Here is a 20,317-nt window from a genome sequence, read left to right on the forward strand (position 1 = left end):
TTCTCAAAGACCGCGCCACTGCTGATAATTCTGGGAATGTGCGAGGTGCAGCCATCGAAGCATTAGCCAGCAATTTCCAAGAAGACCCGGACACCCGCTCGTTTCTCAAAGACCGCGCCACTGCTGATAATCAATCGGATGTGCGATATGCAGCCATCGAAGCATTAGCCAGCAATTTCCAAGAAGACCCGGACACCCGCTCGATTCTCAAAGACCGCGCCACTGCTGATAATCAATCGGATGTGCGATATGCAGCCATCGAAGCATTAGCCAGCAATTTCCAAGAAGACCCGGACGACTCCAGGCTTAAAAACTGTAGCAGAACTGTTGAGCGATCGCTTTAAGGCTATTAGTAAAGGCAGAGCTGCAAAAACTTCCGGCTTTTGATAAATTAATACTCGTGAATGAGTCTTTTAGCTGCGTTCATCCACCTTTGATACTCGTGAACGAGTCTTTTAGCTGCGTTCATCCACCTTTGATACTCATTAACGAGTCTTTTAGCTGCGTTCATCCACCTTTGATACTCATTAACGAGTCTTTTAACTCCGTTCATCCACCTTTGATACTCGTGAATGAGTCTTTGAGCTAGATTCATCCACCTTTGATACTCGCGTTACCCTTCCCCAACCCTCCTCTTGACAAGTCGAATTACGCAAACAGCGTCGGAATTTGGGGATGTTCTCCTAACTGTTGCAGTCGCCTTGCTTCTTGCTGAAATAATTCTGTCGCCTTATGGAGTGCGCCAGTTCCCTGTACCTGCGGTGCAAATTGTTTGATGACGCATATTTCATTGAACTTTTCAACGTCTTCAGCCAAATAAGTTTTACCAAATCCCCCGCTACCCAATACTTGGATAGGGCGATAGTGTCGCAATATTATCAGGGGAATTCCACAGTTGGCGCAAAACTTTGTCTCTTCAGAACAGGGGGGATTGTGGCAAGAGGAGTTGAGGCAACATATCATACAGAGTGCATCTATCTACAGATGGATTCATTATTACCTAGCAAACAGCTACTGTCAGCTTTCAGTAGTGCGGTTCTGGTGAGTACTAGGTATAATTCCATTGGTAAATGTAGAGCGATCGCTAGTTGAGAAATAGAGACTGCGCGATCGACTATCGTACTTTGATTCAGTAATAGACTCGCGGGGTAGGGGCACAGCAATGCTCATTGGTGTCAACTTAAGCTACAACCCCTTTAAAACCTCGTTTTCAACCTCTGGCTAGAAATGTTCTTTCATTGCGGCTCTGCCGCTAGTCTTGAGGCGGAGCCTCCCATTATGCATTCCCAGTCGGAGACTGGGAACGAGACAACCCACGGAGGTGGGTAAAGCCTTGTGTAGTTGCGGTTTCTAACTGCCCTTTTAACTGGGTGGGCGATGCCCACCCCAAATTGTTATCCAATTACCTCAGCAGTCTTCTTCTTATCCAACTTGAGAATCAACACTCCCAAAGGTGGCAAACACAAATCTAGCGAATAGGGACGACTGTGCAAAGACCAATTATCCGTCCACTTACCACCTAAGTTGCCCATATTGCTGCCGCCATACTGACGTGCATCACTATTGAACAACTCGGTATAAAATCCCTTTTGCGGTACACCGATGCGGTAATGAGAATGGGGTTGCGGTGTAAAATTGCAAACCACGATCGCAAAATCATCAGAATCCTTGTCACGACGCATGAAGGAAACTACACTATGGCGATTATCACTACAGTCAATCCACTCAAACCCCGGTTCAGCAAAATCCTGCGTGTACAAAACTGGTTCAGAACGGTAGAGATGGTTCAATTCCTGGAAAAACGTTTTTAACTGTTGGTGGGCTTCATCCTCCAATAAATACCATTGCAAATCTGTCCAATCATTCCACTCACTCCACTGCCCAAACTCCATGCTCATAAACATGGTTTTCTTGCCTGGGTGAGCAAACATATAGCTAAATAAACAACGCACATTTGCTAACTTCTGCCATGTATCCCCCGGCATTTTACCGATAATATTGCTCTTACCATGCACTACTTCATCGTGAGACAGGGCCAGCATGAAGTTCTCGGTGTGGTTGTACCACATACTAAAGGTGATATTGTTTTGGTGAAACTGACGGAACCAAGGGTCCATGCTGAAGTAATCCAGCATATCGTGCATCCAGCCCATATCCCACTTCAAGTTAAAGCCGAGTCCGCCTGTGTAGGTGGGCCAAGATACCATTGGCCAGGAAGTCGATTCTTCAGCAATTGAGAGAGCACCAGGGAAATAGCTAAAGATCATGTGATTTACCTGACGCAGAAAATCTGCTGCTTCTAGGTTTTCTCTGCCGCCATACTGGTTAGGCAGCCATTCTCCTGGTTCGCGGCAATAGTCGTTATAGAGCATCGAGGCCACAGCATCGACACGAACCCCGTCAATGTGGTACTTGTCAAACCAGAAGAGAGCATTTGCTGCTAGGAAATTACAAACTTCATGGCGACCGTAATTGAACACCAAAGTACCCCATCCTTTATGTTCGCCTTTGCGGGGGTCAGCGTGTTCGTATAGGTGGCTACCATCAAAGAAAGCTAAACCATGTCCATCTTTGGGGAAGTGACCAGGAACCCAATCTACAATTACCCCCATATCATTTTCATGACATTTGTCAATAAAATACATGAAATCTTCGGGGCTGCCAAAACGGGAGGTGGGGGCATAGTACCCAGTTACTTGATAACCCCAAGAACCATCAAAGGGATGCTCCGCAATGGGTAGCAATTCTATATGGGTGTATCCCAAGTCTTTGGCATAGGGAATGAGTTTTTCTGCCAGTTCCCGGTAGGTAAGGAAGCGTGCGCCCGGCTTCAGTCCAGAAACGACAACTACAGGTTCGGTTTCACCATTTGGCAGTTTAGCAGGTTCGGCACTCGAAGCGTGTAACCAAGAGCCTAAATGCACTTCGTAGACTGAAATTGGCTGGGTAAGGGGGTCAGTACGACGCCGTTTTACCATCCAGTCTTCGTCATTCCAACTATAAGCATTTAAATCAGTGACAATGGATGCAGTTTTCGGGCGGAGTTCCTGTCGGAAACCGTAGGGATCGGATTTTTCGTAAATGTGCCCTTCAAAATTTTTGATTTCATATTTGTAATGCTCTCCCACACCGATTTCAGGAATAAACAATTCCCAAATTCCCGTGGGGCCTTTACGCATCTGATTTTTGCGCCCATCCCAGAGGTTGAAATCTCCCAGCAATGAAACATTACGGGCATTGGGTGCCCAAACAGCAAAATAAACGCCCTTAACGCCGCCTATTTCCGTGGGGTGCGCTCCCAGTTTCTCGTAAATCCGGTGATGGTTGCCTTCACTAAATAAATGCAAGTCAAAGTCTGTCAAGTTGGGAGAACGGAAAGCATAAGGGTCATAGGTGACACGCTCATTTTCCCCTTCTTTAATGCGTAACTGGTAGTTTGCCAGTTCTGGAGTGTCAATCGTGCATTCAAAAAAATGGGGATGATGCACTGTTTGCATTGGGTATTCCTTCCGTTGTTCCGGAAGAACAACCCATGCTGCACTTGCATTTGGTAGGTAGGCCCGCACAGCCCAGACAGTTTTGCCATCTTGTTCTATGGGATGAGAACCTAGTATTTCAAAGGGATCGTTATGCTGATTCCAAACGATACGGTTAACCTGTTCAGAGGCGATCGTGGTCATGGACATGAGGCTACCTAAATGAAATAACGTGATAGACTAAATCTACTTTTTTAACATCTATATATATATTTATATATTCTTTACATTTATTTGCAATTTTGTCGCCACCGTTATCGTACCTCAGAATGAGTCATCAATCTTTTTAGGGTATGGGGCATGGGGCACTTGTACTGAGCTTGTCCTGAGCGTAGTCGTTAGCGCAGCCTCTCCAAGAGTTGGGCGGCTTGCCTTGAGCGACTTGTGCCGATTTTAGCCTGAGCATCTCGGCTTGCTTCTCTTCGAGAGGCTGCGCCAACGGCTGCGCTCAGTACAAGTCCGCTCGATGGAGCCGGCGTCGTTGGCGTTCGCGGAGCGTGTCGCAGACAAGCCTCTCCAAGAGTTGGGCGAAGCCAAGGTAAGCCGAAAGGATCCGTTGGCGCAGCCTCTCCAAGAGTTGTATTGGGCATTGGCCAAACAGGGCATGGGGGAAAGCTCTTGACTTTTGACCCTTGAGTAATTTATCAAAAATTTAAAAATGGGAAAAACTGCAATAATGTTTTACGTAGGCGAAGCAAGAAAATCTGTTCCCGAATTTTGGGGTCTAGTTTTGGTGGCGGGGCTTCTTGCAGCTGCGCTTGCAATTGGACGTATTCGGCAGCTGTTAGGAATTTCCCATCAATAGGCGATCGCGCTTCTATAATAATCTTTGTCCGTAATATTTCTTCTGGTGTATCCTCTGGTGGCGGTAATGCTATTACCGCTGATCCCCAATGGCTACTTAATCCAACCAACATTGCACTAATTACAATTACACTTAGTAATTTTATCGCCTTTCTGGTTTTAACTCTCCCCATCTCCTAGACTGCGTTCACAACGCAGGATGAAAATCTGTTTAGCCAATGCCTAAAGTTACAAATTTTTACAATAAAAATCTGGCAATATCAAGTGACATCACCAGGTCTCTCCTGATACGGAATAGACTACAGTGAATGCTCTTGAGCAATTGCCAGCGATTGCAATGAATTGTTTTGTCCTCTCAAAACTCAGGATTCTAAGCCATTCCAAACACCAAATGAGGCAAGTACCTTGCCCACAAGATCGCTTAGATTTACAGAACTCAACTTCCTTGGACTCGGAACAAGGTTCGGTCAGACGAGAATTTTAGACGGACACTTGGTTGAGGAGGTAACCTCATCAACAGTATCCTTTACTGGCTGCCCTACTTAGCTGAATATTTGGGCAAACTCTAGGCTCTGATACACCAATAGAAAACATCCAGGTTTTTACGTGAACCTAATTAATTCAAGCTATGTGGTGACAAGCGTTATTACTAAGCTGTTTTGGGCATGATTTAAACTAGACAGGACTTACGCAAAAATTGCTAAAAAGCTTAATTTATTGGACCGCCTTCTCTACGAGATGCTAGGGGAACGTGTAGCCTCTCCAAGAGTTGACGCCTTCGCGGAGCGTCTCGTAGAGAAGAGCGCCTTGTCTACGAAAGGCTTGTCTGCGACACGCTCCGCGAACGTCAACGCGGAGCGTCTCGTTGGCACAGCCTCTCCAAAAGTTGAGAAGAATTCGTAGAGTGTGCGTAAGTCCGACTAAAGCTTAGGGTGCCTTATTTAGGACTAGCAGTGGGTTTAGCACTGGGAGTAGCTCCAGGAGCTACTCCAGGAGTAGCTCCTGGAGTAGCTCCTGGAGTAGTTAGGGGAGTAACGCTAGGGCTAGACCCAGCAGCAGGTGCATCAGTTGGTTCACCTGTAGCGGCTGGAGTAGTAGTAGTACCAGCACCATCACCACCGCCTTCACAGGCTCCGAGAATTGTCGCCAGACTTAACATTACTGCCAAACCAAAGATTTTTGTTTTCATAACTCCTCTTTCACCAATTGTGGCTAGAACAATTTTTCACCTGTTGAATACGATACCGTATTTATTGCTTTTTTTTAAATGCTGTGAGATTACGTACTTAAAAAACAATCTTTTGGGGTATTTTTTTCAGATTAGGTATCATACAGCCATCTGATTAGTTTCTTTTAACTCAGGAGCAAAACGGAAATTCCCAAATTTTCTAGCAAACCGAGCTAACATAGCAAAAAATTTTATTTTTTTTCACGGAGTATTGCATTTTGCTGCCCTGCGTTGCCATACTTTAGGTGCGATATTTAAAGGGCAAGCTGTCCAGTTGCTAATCGCTGATTGCAAACATTGCAATATCTAGAGGATGCAAACATTGGTACAGCTACCTATCAGAACAGTTAAAAGGGTGTAGTGTGTTATGTGTGCTTGTTGCACAGAAGGCGATTTTAACCTCAGCAAAAACAGACAATCAATCTAAAGTACAATATTTCCCATCTAAAAAAATTTATGGTAGTTGCTCGTAAATCTGCTGTTTCTACAAGAGGTACTTGGTTCCGGCGAGATTCTATCCTTTCTTTAGGGAGGCGACGTTCTTTGCGTCTGGAGTCAGCAGCACGGAGCGCTTCTACACCCGCTGCCCAAACTGCACCAGTCTTTTCTCAAAGACAACAGCGTTCCTCGAAAAGTTTTGCGGTTTCTCCCACAAATGAGGCAGTTTTGCCCAAATCGGTGAAAGAGTTGGGTAAACAACAACTGCCAAATCTCAATCAGCAGTCGAGTGCGAACCAGAAGACTCCGAGGGTAGGTTTTCTTCGCCTTCCCATAATGCCTAATTCTGGAGCGGCACCGTTATGGTTGCTGCGCTTGTACACCTTTGATCGTTATTCGTCAGCTTTGGCGTTGTTGTTAGTAGCATCGACACTTGCTGTTTATGGCTGGACGGTATATTCTCAAGAGCTTTGGAGTCAGTCATATCGCAGACTGCAAAACCTCCAACGTCATGAGCGGCTGCTAACGACTACTAACGCGACGCTGACAAATAAAATGGCTGATGAAGCAGAACAACCAGCAGCCGGACTGGTATCGCCGACTCCTCAAGGGATGATTTTCTTGCCTCCAGCATCTCATAGTCCGAAGCCAGCATCGTCTAACACAACGCCAAATTCTGAAACACAACAGCAAACACTCTCGCCACTGGGGTATTAAGGTTAGGAGTCATTCAATTTTAGATTTTAGATTTTAGATTTTAAATTTTTCTTTCAATCCAAAAATTCAAAATCTAAAATTGCCACTTTTAGGAGTCAAAGCTCAAAGTTGAGAGTAACTAACTTTGACCCTTGACTCTTGATTCCGAAAAGCAATTTGCTACTGAGTAGGGCAATGCAAAAATCACCAAGCAAAATAAAATTCAGAAAGTTTCGGAATCTAGCATTCACAAGGCGACAGAAGGGTTCTAAACGAGGATTGTTGGGGACACTTGCCTCTAATATCCAAGACCAAACATCCAATACGAAGTCTCGACTGTTTATAGTCTGGGGCGCATTAATGGCAGCAGGGTTGGGGTTGGGTGTCAACTTGTATAACCTGCAAATTGTTCGAGGACCAAAGTTAACAGAACAGGCGCGAAACCAGCAAATGGTGAATTTGCGACCTTTTATGCCCCGTCGCCCGGTAGTCGATCGCAATAGTAATTTGTTGGCGATTGACCGTCCTGTATATACTTTATACGCTCATCCCAAGCTGTTTGATAAATCTAATGAAGAGATGGCAGAGCGACTTGCCCCAATATTGGCAAAGGATACTGCTGAATTAGTGAAAACTTTTCAAAGCAAAAGAAGCGGAATTATACTTGCTCCAGACTTACCGGAAGAAATGATCGATCGCGTCATCTCTTTGCGCTTAAATGGCTTGGAGTGGATTCAAAAATACTCCCGATATTACCCGCCAGATGATTTGGTTGCTGATGTAGTGGGCTATGTGAATCTTGACCGTCGTGGTCAAGCAGGTGTGGAATACTCTCAAGAGAAGTTGCTAGAACGTCCTGTGCAAACGGTGCGGCTCAGTCGGTCGGGTAATGGGGACTTGATGCCGGATCATGCGCCCGAAGGTTTTCTACATTTTGATGATTTGCAACTGCAACTCACTATCGATAGCCGTTTACAACGAATTGCTCGCGTTGCGCTCAAACAACAGATGGAGAAGTTTAACGCCAAACGGGGAGCGGTAATTGTGATGGATGCGTTGGATGGTTCCTTACTGGCCCTGGTTTCTCAGCCTAACTATAACCCTAATGAATACTCTAAAGCTAATATCTCCCTATTTAAAAACTGGACGGTGGCGGATCTTTATGAACCGGGATCGACTTTCAAGCCTTTGAATGTGGCGATCGCTCTGGAAAATGGTGTCATCAAACCAGATGATATGTTTAATGACTCCGGTTCGATTCGAGTCGCTAATTACACCATCAAAAATGCGATGAGTAATGCTAATGGGCGAATCAGCATCGCTCAGATTTTGCAATATTCCAGCAACATTGGCATGGTGCAAATTATCCAACGCTTAAAGCCTTCAATCTACTACAACTGGCTAGAACGCTTGGGACTAGGACAAAAAGTTGATACAGATTTACCTTTTGAAGTTGGCGGTCGGCTCAAAAGTCAAGAAGAATTTATCGCTTCGCCAATTGAGGCAGCTACTACTTCCTTTGGACAAGGCTTTTCCATGACACCGTTACAGCTAGTGCAAATGCACGGTGCTTTAGCCAATGGCGGTAAATTGGTCACACCCCATGTAGTTCGGGGGCTGATTGATAGCAAAGGGCAGATGCATGATTCACCCCCTCGCACCATCCCCCGCCAAATTTTCTCAGCTGCAACAACCCAAAAGGTTGTGCAAATGATGGAAACTGTTGTTACTGACGGCAGTGGGAAAGCGGCACAAATTCCGGGATATCGGATTGCTGGTAAAACTGGTACAGCCCAAAAAGCTAGTCCTAATGGCGGCTACATCAAGGGTGCTAGAATGACCAGCTTCGTGGCTATTTTGCCAGTGGAATCTCCTCGCTATGTAGTGTTTGCAGTGGTGGATGAGCCAAAAGGAGAAAGTGCCTATGGTTCTACTGTCGCCGCCCCAATTGTGAAGTCGGTGATCGAAGCGCTGATTCCTCTTGAAGAGATTCCGCCAAGTAAGCAGATTGAGCAACAGACGAAAGCGCCGTAAATAGGGGGGAGTGGGGGCAGAGGAGCAGAGGAGTGGAGTTCAAAGACTCGTCGGCGAGTATCAAAGACTCATTCACGGAGTTCAAAGACTCGTCGGCGAGTATCAAAGACTTATTAACGGAGTTCAAAGACTCGTCGGCGAGTATCAAAGACTCATTCACGGAGTTCAAAGACTCATCGGCGAGTATTAAAGACTCATTAACGGAGTTCAAAGACTCGTCGGCGAGTATTAAAGACTCATTAACGGAGTTCAAAGACTCGTCGGCGAGTATCAAAGACTTATTAACGGAGTTCAAAGACTCGTCGGCGAGTATTAAAGACTTATTAACGGAGTTCAAAGACTCGTCAGCGAGTATTAAAGACTTCATTCCCCATGCCCAATGCCCAATACAACTCTTGGAGAGGCTGCGCCAACGGCTTCTCTACGAGACGCTCTTGCGTTCGCTCAGTACAAGTGCCCGATGCCCAATGCCCTGTATTCTTCTAAACTTAATCTTTCTTTATAACCAGGGAAAGAGGTACAGAAAGCTACTTATGTGAAAACCTAAGTGTTAGAGGTGAAATTAATTTCTCACTTTTACAAAGCTACCGAAGATTCCATGCAAAGCAATTTAGTTATATTTCCTAACGCTGGGGCTGCAAAAAATAGCACGCAAACAGAAGAAAGGACAATTACCAAGTACCAACGTGCTGAGGAGCAATTTATAGAACTGCTAGCAATGGAGGATTTGGACAATCAACTGGATCTAAAACCTGCAAGAGCCAGTGAGTTTGAACAGATGCTCTCTATAGCAATTCACGCCGCCTATAAAAACGATCGCTCTGATGAACAGGCTCACCGTTTTGTTCAGCGGATACTTTATCGAATTAATCGGCTAAAACTGTTTTGGTACGACGATTTGCGGCACTATACCAATGAGCGATCGCTTTACTTGTACTCATGTCGTGACCAAATTGAAGCTGCTTGGCAAAAGTGGGAACTTGCACAAATCGATGTGGCTGCACTGCAACAATTGGATGTAAAACAAGCTTTAATTGAGCGTGCATCTGCCGATTTAGACCCGCCTTTGTCACAGAGTAGTCGCTACATCCGTGAGGAAATGACACAAGTTGGCTATTGTCACTTGCTAGCGATCGGCTCCTTTGATGGCTTGGTTGAAGGTAGTCGTCTTTGCTACGTATTGGGTGGTGCTGCTAATGAAATGCAATGTACGCTGGTGCGAGTCCTGCTAGAAGAATACGGCAATGGTCGTTTATCTCGCAAGCACTCGACATTTTTTGCTCAAATGCTGGCTGAGTTTGGGATGAATACGGAACCAGAAGGATATTTCGATTTAGTACCTTGGGAAGTCTTAGCTTGCGCTAATCATAGCTTTCTAACCACTGATCGCAAACGCTATTTCCTCCGTTATAACGGTGGGTTGACTTATTTTGAGGTAGCTGGGCCTGCGGCTTACAGAAACTATCTGGCGGCGGCGCAACGACTGGGACTCTCAGAGGCGGCGATGGGTTATTGGGAACTGCACATCAAAGAAGATGAACGCCACGGCCGTTGGATGTTGGATGATGTGGCTTTGCCTTTGGCAGAACGATATCCCAATGATGCATGGGAATTAGTGCTTGGGTATGACCAGGAGAAACTAATGGGCGATCGCGCCGCTGCTGCTGTTGTGCGATCAATCCGCGAAGCAGAACAAGCCGCCTGACTCATGTAAGCAATCTAAAAAATTAGGAATTAAAAATGGCAGATTCTTTCTGGCATTGCTAATTTCACATTTCTAAATCATTCTATTGCAAATCCACCTACAACCCAATTTCTTTAGTGAGACTTCTTTCCTAAAGGAACGGTTATTTGTTGCCTTGAATTTAAGGTAGTAAATAACCTTCTATCACATTGATTATACCTTACACATTGAATTGCAGTCAAATGAAAGATATCTTTTTTTGTCCTGAAGAATCTAATTTCTACTCCAACTGCTTAGAAAGCTTTGTGATCAGAAATTGTAAAAATTCCGAATCTATTGTGGAGTTTGGTTCAGGAGATGGTAGTCCTGTAATTAATTCCTTATTAAGAAACAAGTTTAATGGTCTAATTCAGGGATTTGAATTAAATACTTCTGCATGGAAAGTCGCCAATTCAACCATCGATGAATATAATCTCACTAATAAATACATAATCCATAATTCATCTTTGTTTAATTCTTCTAAACCTGATGCAGAGTATCTTGTAGCAAATCCACCATATCTCCCCGCACCAGATAATGATATTTATATGCCACTCTTATTTGGGGGCGTAGATGGAGCCACAGTTACCAATGAGCTTTTGTCGTTAGGTTATGAAAATGTGTTGGTTTTAATATCTAGCTTTTCTAATCCCATAAGTACGTTGAACCTAGCGAAAGAAAATGGATATTGTGTTCAAAAGTTCATGGTATTACCTTTGCAATTTGGCTACTATAGCTCTGATCCTAAGGTAAAGAAACATATAGAAGAACTCCGAGAAAATAAAATGGCCTTTTATTCTGGCGATTATTATTTTTTAGCTGGCGTTTTATTTAACAAATGCCAGGAGTCTGTAGTAGATTTATCTAATCAATTAGCTCAGGTGATGACTAGTTTGTGAAAATAAAAAGATTCAGATTCCCCACTTCTTTAAGAAGTGGGGAATCTTTTGGTTATGTTGCATCAACTTCATACAACGCCCGTTTAGAGGATGTTTGAAAAGTCGTAAAGTATTACTAAAAACCCCACTTCCATTCCTCTTCCCGTTGGCGTCAGCCTGCCGTTAGGCAAGCGGAGAAAGGCTTTGAAACCCCCATTCACTCATAAGAAATGGGGGCTAGGGGGGTTAGGTTTCCGAGCTTTTAATGTTAATACAATACTTTTCAAACATCCTCTTAGTTATCGTTTGAATGTATGCAGTCTTTGCATTAGTGGATGTTTCAGGTTTTCAGGGCGTAAGTCCTAAAATTTTAAACCGAAGCTTTTCGTTCACAGCAAAAGCCGTATCTGGGTAGTCGCTAAATACGCCATCAACACCTAAGCTAAAAAATAGTTCATATTCCCCTTGGGGATTTCCTTGAAAGTCCAGCGGTAAAAAGCAGTGTTCATTGCGGAAAGTCCAGACATGAACCAGCAAACCAGCCGCATGAGCATCTGTGACTAAAGATGTGGGCGATGTCTGGCGACAAGCCGCTCCGCGTCTACGCAATTTACCACTACTATCTCTAGGAACCAGCAAATTTTTATGAATACCAACCGCCTGTGCATATTTAGCAATCTCCCTTAAACCTGATGCAGTTGCTAAATCTGCATAGGTACGCTCATTACCACTAACTACAAAATCATTCGGTTTACCACTGTTATTAAGCAATTGCACTAAAGGTAAATCAGTCTTTGTGGATAAATCTTGTAAATTACTCACTTCAAAAGACTGAATAAAAACAGGTGCATTAGCTCCCTGATAACCGTTGGCTGTCAAAGTTGCAAGTAGGGGTGTTTCTAGGGCTAACCCAATAGATTTAAAGTAAGTTGGGTATTTAGTTTCTGGGTAAATGCCGATCGCCCGATTAATTTCGGCACTTTTACTTTTGGCTAAATCGATGATTTCTTGCAGCGTGGGAATTTCTAAGAGTCCATCATAGGCGGTATTTTGCGATGCCTGCGGCGGGCTACGCCTACGCAGTTGAGGAATTCGCTCTTTGGCTCGTAGTGTTTTCAGTTCTGCCAGGATAAAATCTTCAGTAAACCAGCCAGTTTTTGATTCGCCATCAATTATTTTAGTGGTTTGACGATGAGCAAATTCTGCATGGCTAGCAACGTCGGTGGTTTCAGAAATCTCATTTTCGTGACGAGCAATTAAAACACCGTCTTTAGTGGAAACTAAATCAGGTTCAATATAATCAGCCCCAAGTGCGATTGCTAATTCATAAGCAGCCAAAGTATGTTCTGGACGATAGCCGCTAGCGCCTCGGTGAGCAATGATAATTGGCGGTTTACCTGTAAAATTTTTAACCATGATTGCGTGCCATTTGTAATTTTGTAAGTTAAAAATTAAATATTAATTTAGGTGAGCAGATGACTAGTAATAATATTGAGATTGTTTTCAGTTTTGATACAACTGGGAGTATGTATCCTTGTCTTACTCAGGTACGGCGAAAAATCAAAAATACCGTTACCAGACTGATAGACGAAATTCCCTTGATTCGGATTGGGATTATTGCTCATGGTGACTACTGCGATGAAGGCTCAACTTATGTCACCAAAACATTTAATATATCCGGTGATGTTGATGCTATCTGTGATTTTGTGCAAAATGTCGCACCTACTGGCGGTGGAGATGCACCAGAATGTTACGAGTTGGTATTACATGAATCCCAATCTTTATCTTGGTCAAAATCAGCAACAAAATCACTGGTTTTGATTGGCGATGATATTCCCCATCCTCCAGCACACAATCCTAAAAAACTGAATTGGCGCAAAGAGTTAGATAAATTAGCCGAGGCAGAAATTACAGTTTACGGTGTTCAAGCGCTCAATCGCCCTCATGCTACTCCTTTTTATCAAGAACTTGCAGAAAAGTCTGGCGGTTTTCATATCAACTTAGACCAGTTTTCATATATTAGTGACTTGTTTTTAGCAGTTTGCTACCAACAATCTTCTAATGAACAGCTACAAGCTTATGAACAAGAAGTAATTGACCAAGGACGCATGAGCCGGGGGTTAAATAAAATATTTAACACCATGATGAACCGGGAAGCAACATCCTATTACGAATCCGCTGATTTACGGGCAGTTACTCCCGGGCGTTTCCAGATTTTAGAGGTTGAACAAGATATTTCAATTAAAGCGTTTGTATTGGAAAATGGTTTGAGTTTTAAAGTTGGGAGGGGTTTCTACGAATTCACAAAAACAGAAACTATCCAGGCTCAAAAAGAAATTATCTTAATGGATCGGGGAACGGGTGATTTATTTGAAGGAGGTGCGGCACGAGAAATGTTAGGTCTACCGATGGATGCAACGATTAGGATTAAACCGAGTAACCTAGAAAAGTATGTTGTGTTTGTCCAAAGTACCTCTGCTAATCGTAAACTGATTGGCAAAACTCGATTTTTATATGAAGTCGAAGACTGGGATCGCTAAGTCCCAACGACTACAAGTCGTGGCTACCCAAACAAAGCTCCGAAGTTCTGATTGGAGGAAGCCTCCGCTCAGACTTCTCTCTGCTTATGCAGGCTATTCTATTCGCTAGGTATTGTGTAATAAGTCTAATGACCCAGATTAAGCCGGAAGTAAAGCGTACAGAAGAATTGCGCCAGTTATTGCAACAAGCCAGCTATGCTTATTACGTTTTAGATGCTCCAATTATGGAGGATGCAGTCTATGACCAGCTATATCGAGAATTGCAACAACTGGAAATTCAGTATCCAGAATTGACGGCACCCGATAGTCCGACTCAGCGCGTAGGTGAGCTTAGGCATACGCAGTTTACCTCGGTGCGGCATAATATCCCTCTGTACAGTTTGGAGAATGCATTCAATATTGATGAGTTGCAAGCTTGGGATCAGCGGTGGCGGCGACAAGTATCTAAAATAGACTCAGTGGAATATGTCACTGAACTTAAAATTGATGGTTCTGCTTTGGCTCTTACCTACCAGAATGGCATTCTAGTTAGGGGTGCAACTAGAGGTGATGGGGTGACGGGTGAAGATATCACCCAAAATGTGCGGACAATTCGCTCAATTCCCTTGCGTTTGAATTTTGAAGGGTTAGAAATTCTGGAAAAGGTGGAAGTGCGAGGCGAGGCGTTTTTGCCGTTGGAAGTATTTAAACAAATTAACTCGCAAAGGCAAAAAGCAGGTGAGCAATTATTTGCCAATCCCCGTAATGCCGCAGCTGGTACACTCAGGCAATTAGACTCCCGCATTGTCGCTAAACGGCGGTTAGATTTCTTTGGCTACACCTTGCACATTCCTGGTAGAGATGACACCAGTATTGCCAATACCCAATGGGAAGCATTGGAGTTATTGGAAAAGATGGGTTTTCGAGTCAACCCCAACCACAAACTGTGTGCCTCGATCGCAGAAGTGGCAAAATATTATGAATACTGGGATACAGAACGGCTGAATTTACCCTACATGACTGATGGGGTAGTAGTGAAGCTGAATTCTTTTAAACTTCAAGAACAGCTAGGGTTTACGCAGAAATTCCCTCGCTGGGCGATCGCTTTGAAGTACCCAGCCGAAGAAGCACCCACCCGTGTGGAAAATATTGCTGTGAATGTGGGACGAACGGGAGCGTTAACCCCATTAGCCGAGATGCGCCCCGTGCAACTGGCGGGAACAACAGTTTCCCGCGCGACTTTACATAATAGCGATCGCATTGCTCAATTAGATATCCGCATTGGCGATACTGTCATTGTCCGCAAAGCTGGGGAAATCATCCCAGAAGTGGTAAGGGTAATCAAAGAACTCCGCCCTGCTGACACCCAACCCTTTATTATGCCCACTGATTGCCCAGTCTGCGGTCAACCAGTGGTGCGAGAATCAGGTGAGGCGGTAACTCGGTGCGTCAATGCTTCCTGTGCTGCGATTCTCAAAGGTTCCATTGAACATTGGGTAAGTCGTGATGCCTTGGATATTAAAGGCTTGGGCGAAAAGTTGGTATATCAACTCGTTGATAAAGTTTTGGTGCATTCCGTCGCCGATTTATATGAGTTGACAGCAGAGAAATTATCTGCATTGGAAAGGATGGGGCAAAAGTCAGCAGAAAAGTTGGTAGATGCGATCGCTCAATCAAAAAACCAACCTTGGTCAAGGGTATTGTATGGTTTAGGCATTCGTCACGTTGGCAGTGTAAATGCCCAATTGTTGACTCAGAAATATTTCACTGTAGACCAGTTAGCGACAGCAAAGCAATCAGATATTGAAGGAATTTACGGTATCGGTGCTGAAATTGCCCAATCTGTATACCAGTGGTTTCGGATTGACGCCAACCAAAGTTTGATAGAACGTTTGCAAGCAGAAGGATTGCAATTAACTGCCACAGAGTCAACAAAAACAGTTGGTGATGGTAATCAAAAGTTTGCAGGCAAAACTTTTGTAATTACGGGTACATTACCAACCTTAAAGCGAGATGATGCGAAGGCTTTGATTCAAAAAGCTGGGGGAAAAGTGACTGATTCAGTAAGTAAAAAAACCGATTATTTGGTGGTAGGAGAAGATGCAGGTTCTAAATTAGAAAAAGCGCTATCTTTGGGAATTACGCAGTTAAGTGAGACGCAGTTGTTGGAGATAGTTGAAGATTGATGTATATCTGGCAAACCCGTCACGCTCAGATCACAATACGCTTGGGTTAAGGACAGGATTTACACCTCTCCCCCAACCCTTGTAGCGTTAGCTGACAATTCAGGTCATGTGGAAAAGCCCACGAAAAACCTAACCCCCTAACCCCCTTCCCGTGTCGGGAAGGGGGAAAATTCAAAGTCTCTGACGCCACATGCTTCTCCCAAGGGGAGACGCTGCGCGAACAAGTCGGCAGAGCGCAAGGGCGCAGTGGCTCCTCCTTTTAGGAGAGAGAAATAGAAGTGAGGTTTTCCAGATACCGTGAAAAGTCAGGTAGCGTTAGGGGGTAAGATTCAAAGCCTCTCTCCTAAAAGGAGTTAGGTCAAAGTGTATTGAATACAAACGAGAAGCGCTATAGTAATACCATTGAATTTATCTGCATTTCTCCTAAAAATTGTTAAAGGAAAATTTGGAGTTTTATTAAATAAAACCAATGTCTGAACAAAAGCCCGTAAGTCCCTGGAATTACAAACCTTGGTGGTGTCAACCCTGGTCTATAGTTCTCACAGGTGTAACACTGATTAGTGGTAGCTGGTTACTATTTAAAACTATCTGGCTAACAGTTCTCGTCTCTATTCCTGTAGTGACATGGATGGGATTTTTTGTATTGTTTTGGCCACAACTAATGATTCGCAGTGGTGTTTTGGAGTCGTATAAAGACTAATTCGAGCTTGATGTGTTAGTGGAAATTGCTCCAGGGAGAGAAAATTATTTCACCGTTCTGGTTGGTTGTCTATTTCTTGATGTCTCTTGAGTGCGAATTTTAGATAAAAGATTTTAGATAAAAGATTTTTCGGTTCATGCCCCGCTCCGGACAACTCTTGGAGACGCTAACGCGAACGTCCCGCAACGCTTTCGTGGGCGGAACAAATCCAAAATTCTCAATCTAAAATTCGGCTTGCCCCATACCCTTGTGGTCGGGGTCAATCCAAAATCCAAAATCCAAAATCCAAAATCCAAAATTGATTGACTCGCTGCTTCCGTACTCCTACGGAGAACCAAGCTCGGCGCAGCCTTTGCTAGAGAACAGACCATAAGGATAAGTACTGAGGGTTGGAAGCCGTCCCTCGATACTTTTATGCATATTATCAAAATTAGTAGTATAAAAAACATCAAATATTGACGAAGAACTCTCACACCTTAATAAGTTTTGATAATTTTTAACCTACCTTGATAATTTTCAACCTAGCTTTGGGTACAAGACCTTGTAAGCATCTGCATACTCAGGGAATTTGCACAGTTAAAGTTAGGTGACATGAACAACAGAGCAAACTAAAGGCATGAAGAGGATTATGTAACAATACTTTTCGGGTTTTGGGGAAAAGGTGAATGGAATTGCGGTTTGAACTCACCTTTCCCCCTTGCCCTTTAACATGCATCTACTCCAAAAGGGAGATTATTAGGCTGAACCGAAAATCAGATCATACAATGTTTCAGTATATTCAACTAAATATTGATTTTTGTTGCACATATGTTTAAATTACGCAGCCTTCATACTGGACAGGTAACCCTACAGTTGTTGCAAAATTTCCACCGTACCAGACTTTCCTGGTTAAGGCTCAGACACTCATCTGTGAAAACCCAAGCTGTTCCTTTAACTGAAAATAAAGCAGAAAGGCTCAAAGCTTTGACGGATTACAATATTCTGGATACCTTACCCGAACAAGTATTTGATGACCTAACTGCTCTTGCTGCCAACATTTGTAAGACGCCAATTGCTTTAATTAACTTAGTTAATGCCGATCGCCAATGGTTTAAATCTCATGCTGGACTAAAAGCTAGAAAAACACCCAGAGACTGGGTTTTTTGCTCCCATGCCATTCTTCAACTAGAGGATATATTAGTGGTTCCCAACACCATCAAGGACGATCGCTTTGCTAACAATCCCCTAGTCAAAGGTAATTCCAGAATTCGTTTTTATGCTGGCGTTCCACTAGTTACGCCCAATGGTTTTCCCGTCGGAACGTTGTGTGTGATTGATACCGTTCCTCGTGTACTAAGTTACCAACAGTTGGATGCACTCCGCTGCCTAACTCGGCAGGCGATCGCTCAGATGGAACTCATTCAGGAAGTTCACAACCGCAAACAAGCAGAGATGAAAGTAAAGCAGTTATCGCTGACCGATGAACTAACAGGTTTACATAATCGACGTGGCTTCTTCCTGCTGGCTGAACAACAGTTAAAAATTGCTCACCGCATGAAAGTTTTTTGCTGGGTTATCTTCATTGATTTAGATGGGCTAAAACAGATTAACGACACTCTTGGTCACGACATGGGAGATGCCTTGATTGTTGATGCTGCTCAATTACTCAAACAAAGTTTTCGGAGTTCGGATATTGTTGCCCGCTTGGGTGGAGATGAGTTCATTGTTTTCATTTCCAGCTACTTTAAGGACGCTGATAGCATCCAAGCGCGTCTGCAAGCAAATATCGCCAACTTTAATCAACAGCAAAACCGTAGCTATCAAATTTCGATAAGTATGGGCATAGAGCGTTACTCACCAGAAACCAATATGTCGCTAGAACAACTAATTGCCAGGTCTGACGAACTAATGTACGCTCAGAAGTGTCTCAAGCGGCAATCTATTCTGTAAAGGTGAATCAATTTTGGCTTTTGGATAATAGAATAAGGTTTACCTACCCCAGCACGGGCTGCGATCGCTTCAATACTGATACATTCCCAACTTCCGCTACACAAATCCCAAGTTGCTTTCAAGATGGCTTGATGCGATCGCATACTTGGTGGCGGGACAAGCGAGCTTTTGACAGACATTACAGCTATTTTCAGGTAAATAGACCACGCGGTAGGGGCGCAAGGCCTTGCGCCCCTACGACAGATGTGGTTCAAATACTTGAATTCTGCTGTAAAAGTGAAGTTTTGGGGCGATCGCATTAAGGAAGTCTGCCTGCTTTGGATTTCCTTTTTATCGCCCAAACTTCAAGATCCTGTTGTTTTTGCTAATTTACCACCTGACTGCCATGACTGCGGGGATCATCTTGACTAGCCGCTGGTGCTACTGGGGCTGAAAATTTAGAAACTTTCCCGCTAGCTTCAGCATAGGGGAGAGACGAACCAGTAACCAAAGCTTCTAAGTTGCTAGCCATAATCGTCCGAGGTTGATCACCGATCGCTTGGGCTATGGTTTCCCCTTGCTGACTCAAAAATACAAAATGGGGAATCCCATCCACCCGATATTTCAACATCTCTGGTAGCCACTTCGTATTATCCACATTCAGCATGACAAAATTCATCTTGTCAGCATACTCTGTTTCTAGTTGAGCGATATCTGGTGCCATTTTTTGACAGACAGTACACCAATCTGCATAAAACTCTACTAAAGATGGTTTGCCGTTACTGATTGCTACTTCTAGCGGTGTGGACGAATCGCTTAACTTGGCAAGGGAAACCGAGGTTGTTTCAGTTCGCAATCCTAAGATCAGGGCAACGCCTAGAGCGATCGCTACCATTACAATCAAGAAGTTTCTCAAACGCTTCCCGAATGTGGATTCAGATTTATCGGGGGAATTAACAGATGAATCAGTACTCATAACAAAATTATAAAAACTTATTAAGCAATTTCTTCTTCAGTCTATCTGACTCCAAGCGCTCTTTAATACGTAATTTGATCCTCAAAATGGGTATTACAAATAAGTACTTTAGATGATATAGGTTTTAAAAGATGATTTTAAGCTTCTGAAATAACAGTGCTGTGTGTGCCGTATTTTTATTAGTCAGCGTTAGCAGCTTTCACAAGTCAGCCATAGCGACTATAAACAACCAGTCCCAACTAATAGCACAGCAGAGTAAAATCCAGCCACACCCAGTTTTTAAATCTATTCTGCCCAAATTAAAGCAAAAGACTCAAATTAAGATTTTATTGCCGAAGTTTATTCCTGAGTCAGATGGGGAAAATCCAATTTACGCAATTATAGAAGCTGCTACACAAAAGAAGTACGATATTTTACTCGGTTTCAGTCCCGACTGTAACGGTGGAACTGCTTGTCGTTTGGGTGTCCTTTCCGCTGAAGCTGTAACCAGCAAAACACCGCGCCTGACTGGTAAACCTGTATCCTTAGCTAAGGGTATTACTGGCTATTTTGTGGATTTTACTTGTGGTGCTAATTGTTCAGATGCTACCTTGACTTGGAGACAACAAGGTGCACAATATATTGTTGGGTTGAAAGCAGGCGAACGCACTTTTTTGGTAAAAATGGCTAATTCTGCGATTAATCCCTAGCT

The 20,317-nt window shown here is 43.7% G+C and carries 18 protein-coding genes and 1 pseudogene; 10 read left to right on the forward strand and 9 right to left on the reverse strand.

Translation table 11 applies throughout. The features are described 5' to 3' along the window. Positions 1-344 (forward strand): HEAT repeat domain-containing protein (locus tag V7K49_RS27470; RefSeq protein ID WP_335208457.1); only part of this gene is annotated, 344 nt, incomplete at its 5' end. A gap of 307 nt (positions 345-651) precedes the next feature. On the opposite strand, the pseudogene V7K49_RS27475 reads toward V7K49_RS27470, so the two are convergent. The 6 genes and pseudogenes from V7K49_RS27475 to V7K49_RS27500 all read right to left on the reverse strand — a co-directional run. After that, positions 652-963 (reverse strand): annotated as a pseudogene (locus V7K49_RS27475) (serine/threonine protein kinase); the annotation flags it as partial. 54 nt (positions 964-1,017) lie between these two features. Then, entirely contained in the window at positions 1,018-1,170 is a 153-nt protein-coding gene (locus tag V7K49_RS27480) for a hypothetical protein (protein WP_335208459.1), read from the reverse strand. Between the two features lie 224 nt (positions 1,171-1,394). Then, entirely contained in the window at positions 1,395-3,686 is a 2,292-nt protein-coding gene (glgB, locus tag V7K49_RS27485; protein WP_335208460.1) for a 1,4-alpha-glucan branching enzyme, read from the reverse strand. A gap of 188 nt (positions 3,687-3,874) precedes the next feature. Beyond that, positions 3,875-4,126 (reverse strand): hypothetical protein, encoded by a 252-nt coding sequence (locus tag V7K49_RS27490; protein ID WP_335208461.1) that lies wholly within the window; start codon positions 4,124-4,126, stop codon positions 3,875-3,877. 54 nt (positions 4,127-4,180) lie between these two features. After that, positions 4,181-4,513 carry a hypothetical protein gene (locus V7K49_RS27495; protein ID WP_334867797.1) on the reverse strand — a complete coding sequence of 111 codons (333 nt, stop codon included), beginning with the start codon at positions 4,511-4,513 and terminating at the stop codon, positions 4,181-4,183. Positions 4,514-5,277: 764 nt separating this feature from the next. After that, a complete protein-coding gene (locus tag V7K49_RS27500) occupies positions 5,278-5,529 on the reverse strand; it encodes a hypothetical protein (protein WP_335208463.1) in 252 nt (83 codons plus the stop codon). A gap of 495 nt (positions 5,530-6,024) precedes the next feature. Here V7K49_RS27500 and V7K49_RS27505 point away from each other — a divergent pair, with 495 nt between their 5' ends. The 4 genes from V7K49_RS27505 (at position 6,025) to V7K49_RS27520 (ending at position 11,358) form a co-directional block, all read left to right on the forward strand. Next, a complete protein-coding gene (locus V7K49_RS27505; RefSeq protein ID WP_334867801.1) occupies positions 6,025-6,723 on the forward strand; it encodes a hypothetical protein in 699 nt (232 codons plus the stop codon). Positions 6,724-6,897: 174 nt separating this feature from the next. After that, a complete protein-coding gene (locus V7K49_RS27510) occupies positions 6,898-8,736 on the forward strand; it encodes a peptidoglycan D,D-transpeptidase FtsI family protein (RefSeq protein WP_335208464.1) in 1,839 nt (612 codons plus the stop codon). A 598-nt stretch (positions 8,737-9,334) separates the two neighbouring features. Continuing rightward, positions 9,335-10,441 carry an iron-containing redox enzyme family protein gene (locus V7K49_RS27515; protein ID WP_335208490.1) on the forward strand — a complete coding sequence of 369 codons (1,107 nt, stop codon included), beginning with the start codon at positions 9,335-9,337 and terminating at the stop codon, positions 10,439-10,441. 221 nt (positions 10,442-10,662) lie between these two features. Continuing rightward, positions 10,663-11,358 carry an SAM-dependent methyltransferase gene (locus V7K49_RS27520; protein WP_335208466.1) on the forward strand — a complete coding sequence of 232 codons (696 nt, stop codon included), beginning with the start codon at positions 10,663-10,665 and terminating at the stop codon, positions 11,356-11,358. A 327-nt stretch (positions 11,359-11,685) separates the two neighbouring features. Here the strand turns inward: V7K49_RS27520 and V7K49_RS27525 are convergent, their stop codons facing one another. Next, positions 11,686-12,753: a glycerophosphodiester phosphodiesterase gene (locus tag V7K49_RS27525; RefSeq protein ID WP_335208467.1), complete on the reverse strand. Its 1,068-nt coding sequence runs from the start codon at positions 12,751-12,753 to the stop codon at positions 11,686-11,688. 59 nt (positions 12,754-12,812) lie between these two features. Here V7K49_RS27525 and V7K49_RS27530 point away from each other — a divergent pair, with 59 nt between their 5' ends. The 4 genes from V7K49_RS27530 to V7K49_RS27545 all read left to right on the forward strand — a co-directional run bounded on the left by V7K49_RS27530 (position 12,813) and on the right by V7K49_RS27545 (position 18,671). Then, positions 12,813-13,877 (forward strand): vWA domain-containing protein, encoded by a 1,065-nt coding sequence (locus V7K49_RS27530; protein ID WP_334867811.1) that lies wholly within the window; start codon positions 12,813-12,815, stop codon positions 13,875-13,877. A gap of 128 nt (positions 13,878-14,005) precedes the next feature. Then, entirely contained in the window at positions 14,006-16,042 is a 2,037-nt protein-coding gene (gene ligA, locus V7K49_RS27535) for an NAD-dependent DNA ligase LigA (RefSeq protein ID WP_335208468.1), read from the forward strand. 469 nt (positions 16,043-16,511) lie between these two features. Continuing rightward, the gene (locus V7K49_RS27540) at positions 16,512-16,742 is read left to right on the forward strand and encodes a DUF6737 family protein (RefSeq protein WP_334867815.1); all 231 of its coding nucleotides are present in this window, start codon (positions 16,512-16,514) and stop codon (positions 16,740-16,742) included. A gap of 807 nt (positions 16,743-17,549) precedes the next feature. Beyond that, on the forward strand, positions 17,550-18,671 hold the full coding sequence (locus tag V7K49_RS27545) for a sensor domain-containing diguanylate cyclase (RefSeq protein WP_335208469.1): 1,122 nt from the start codon (positions 17,550-17,552) through the stop codon (positions 18,669-18,671). On the opposite strand, the gene V7K49_RS27550 is transcribed toward V7K49_RS27545, so the two are convergent. Next, positions 18,638-18,850, reverse strand: a complete 213-nt coding sequence (locus V7K49_RS27550; protein ID WP_335208470.1) for a hypothetical protein — start codon at positions 18,848-18,850, stop codon at positions 18,638-18,640. The genes V7K49_RS27545 and V7K49_RS27550 overlap by 34 nt on opposite strands. A 185-nt stretch (positions 18,851-19,035) precedes the next feature. Next, a complete protein-coding gene (locus tag V7K49_RS27555; protein ID WP_334867821.1) occupies positions 19,036-19,626 on the reverse strand; it encodes a thioredoxin family protein in 591 nt (196 codons plus the stop codon). Positions 19,627-19,787: 161 nt separating this feature from the next. Between V7K49_RS27555 and V7K49_RS27560 the strand changes: the two genes are divergently transcribed. Further along, positions 19,788-20,315 carry a hypothetical protein gene (locus V7K49_RS27560; protein ID WP_335208471.1) on the forward strand — a complete coding sequence of 176 codons (528 nt, stop codon included), beginning with the start codon at positions 19,788-19,790 and terminating at the stop codon, positions 20,313-20,315. Positions 20,316-20,317 lie beyond the last annotated feature (2 nt).

It is taken from the genome of Nostoc sp., assembly GCF_036919675.1.
Classification (GTDB): Bacteria; Cyanobacteriota; Cyanobacteriia; order Cyanobacteriales; family Nostocaceae; genus Nostoc.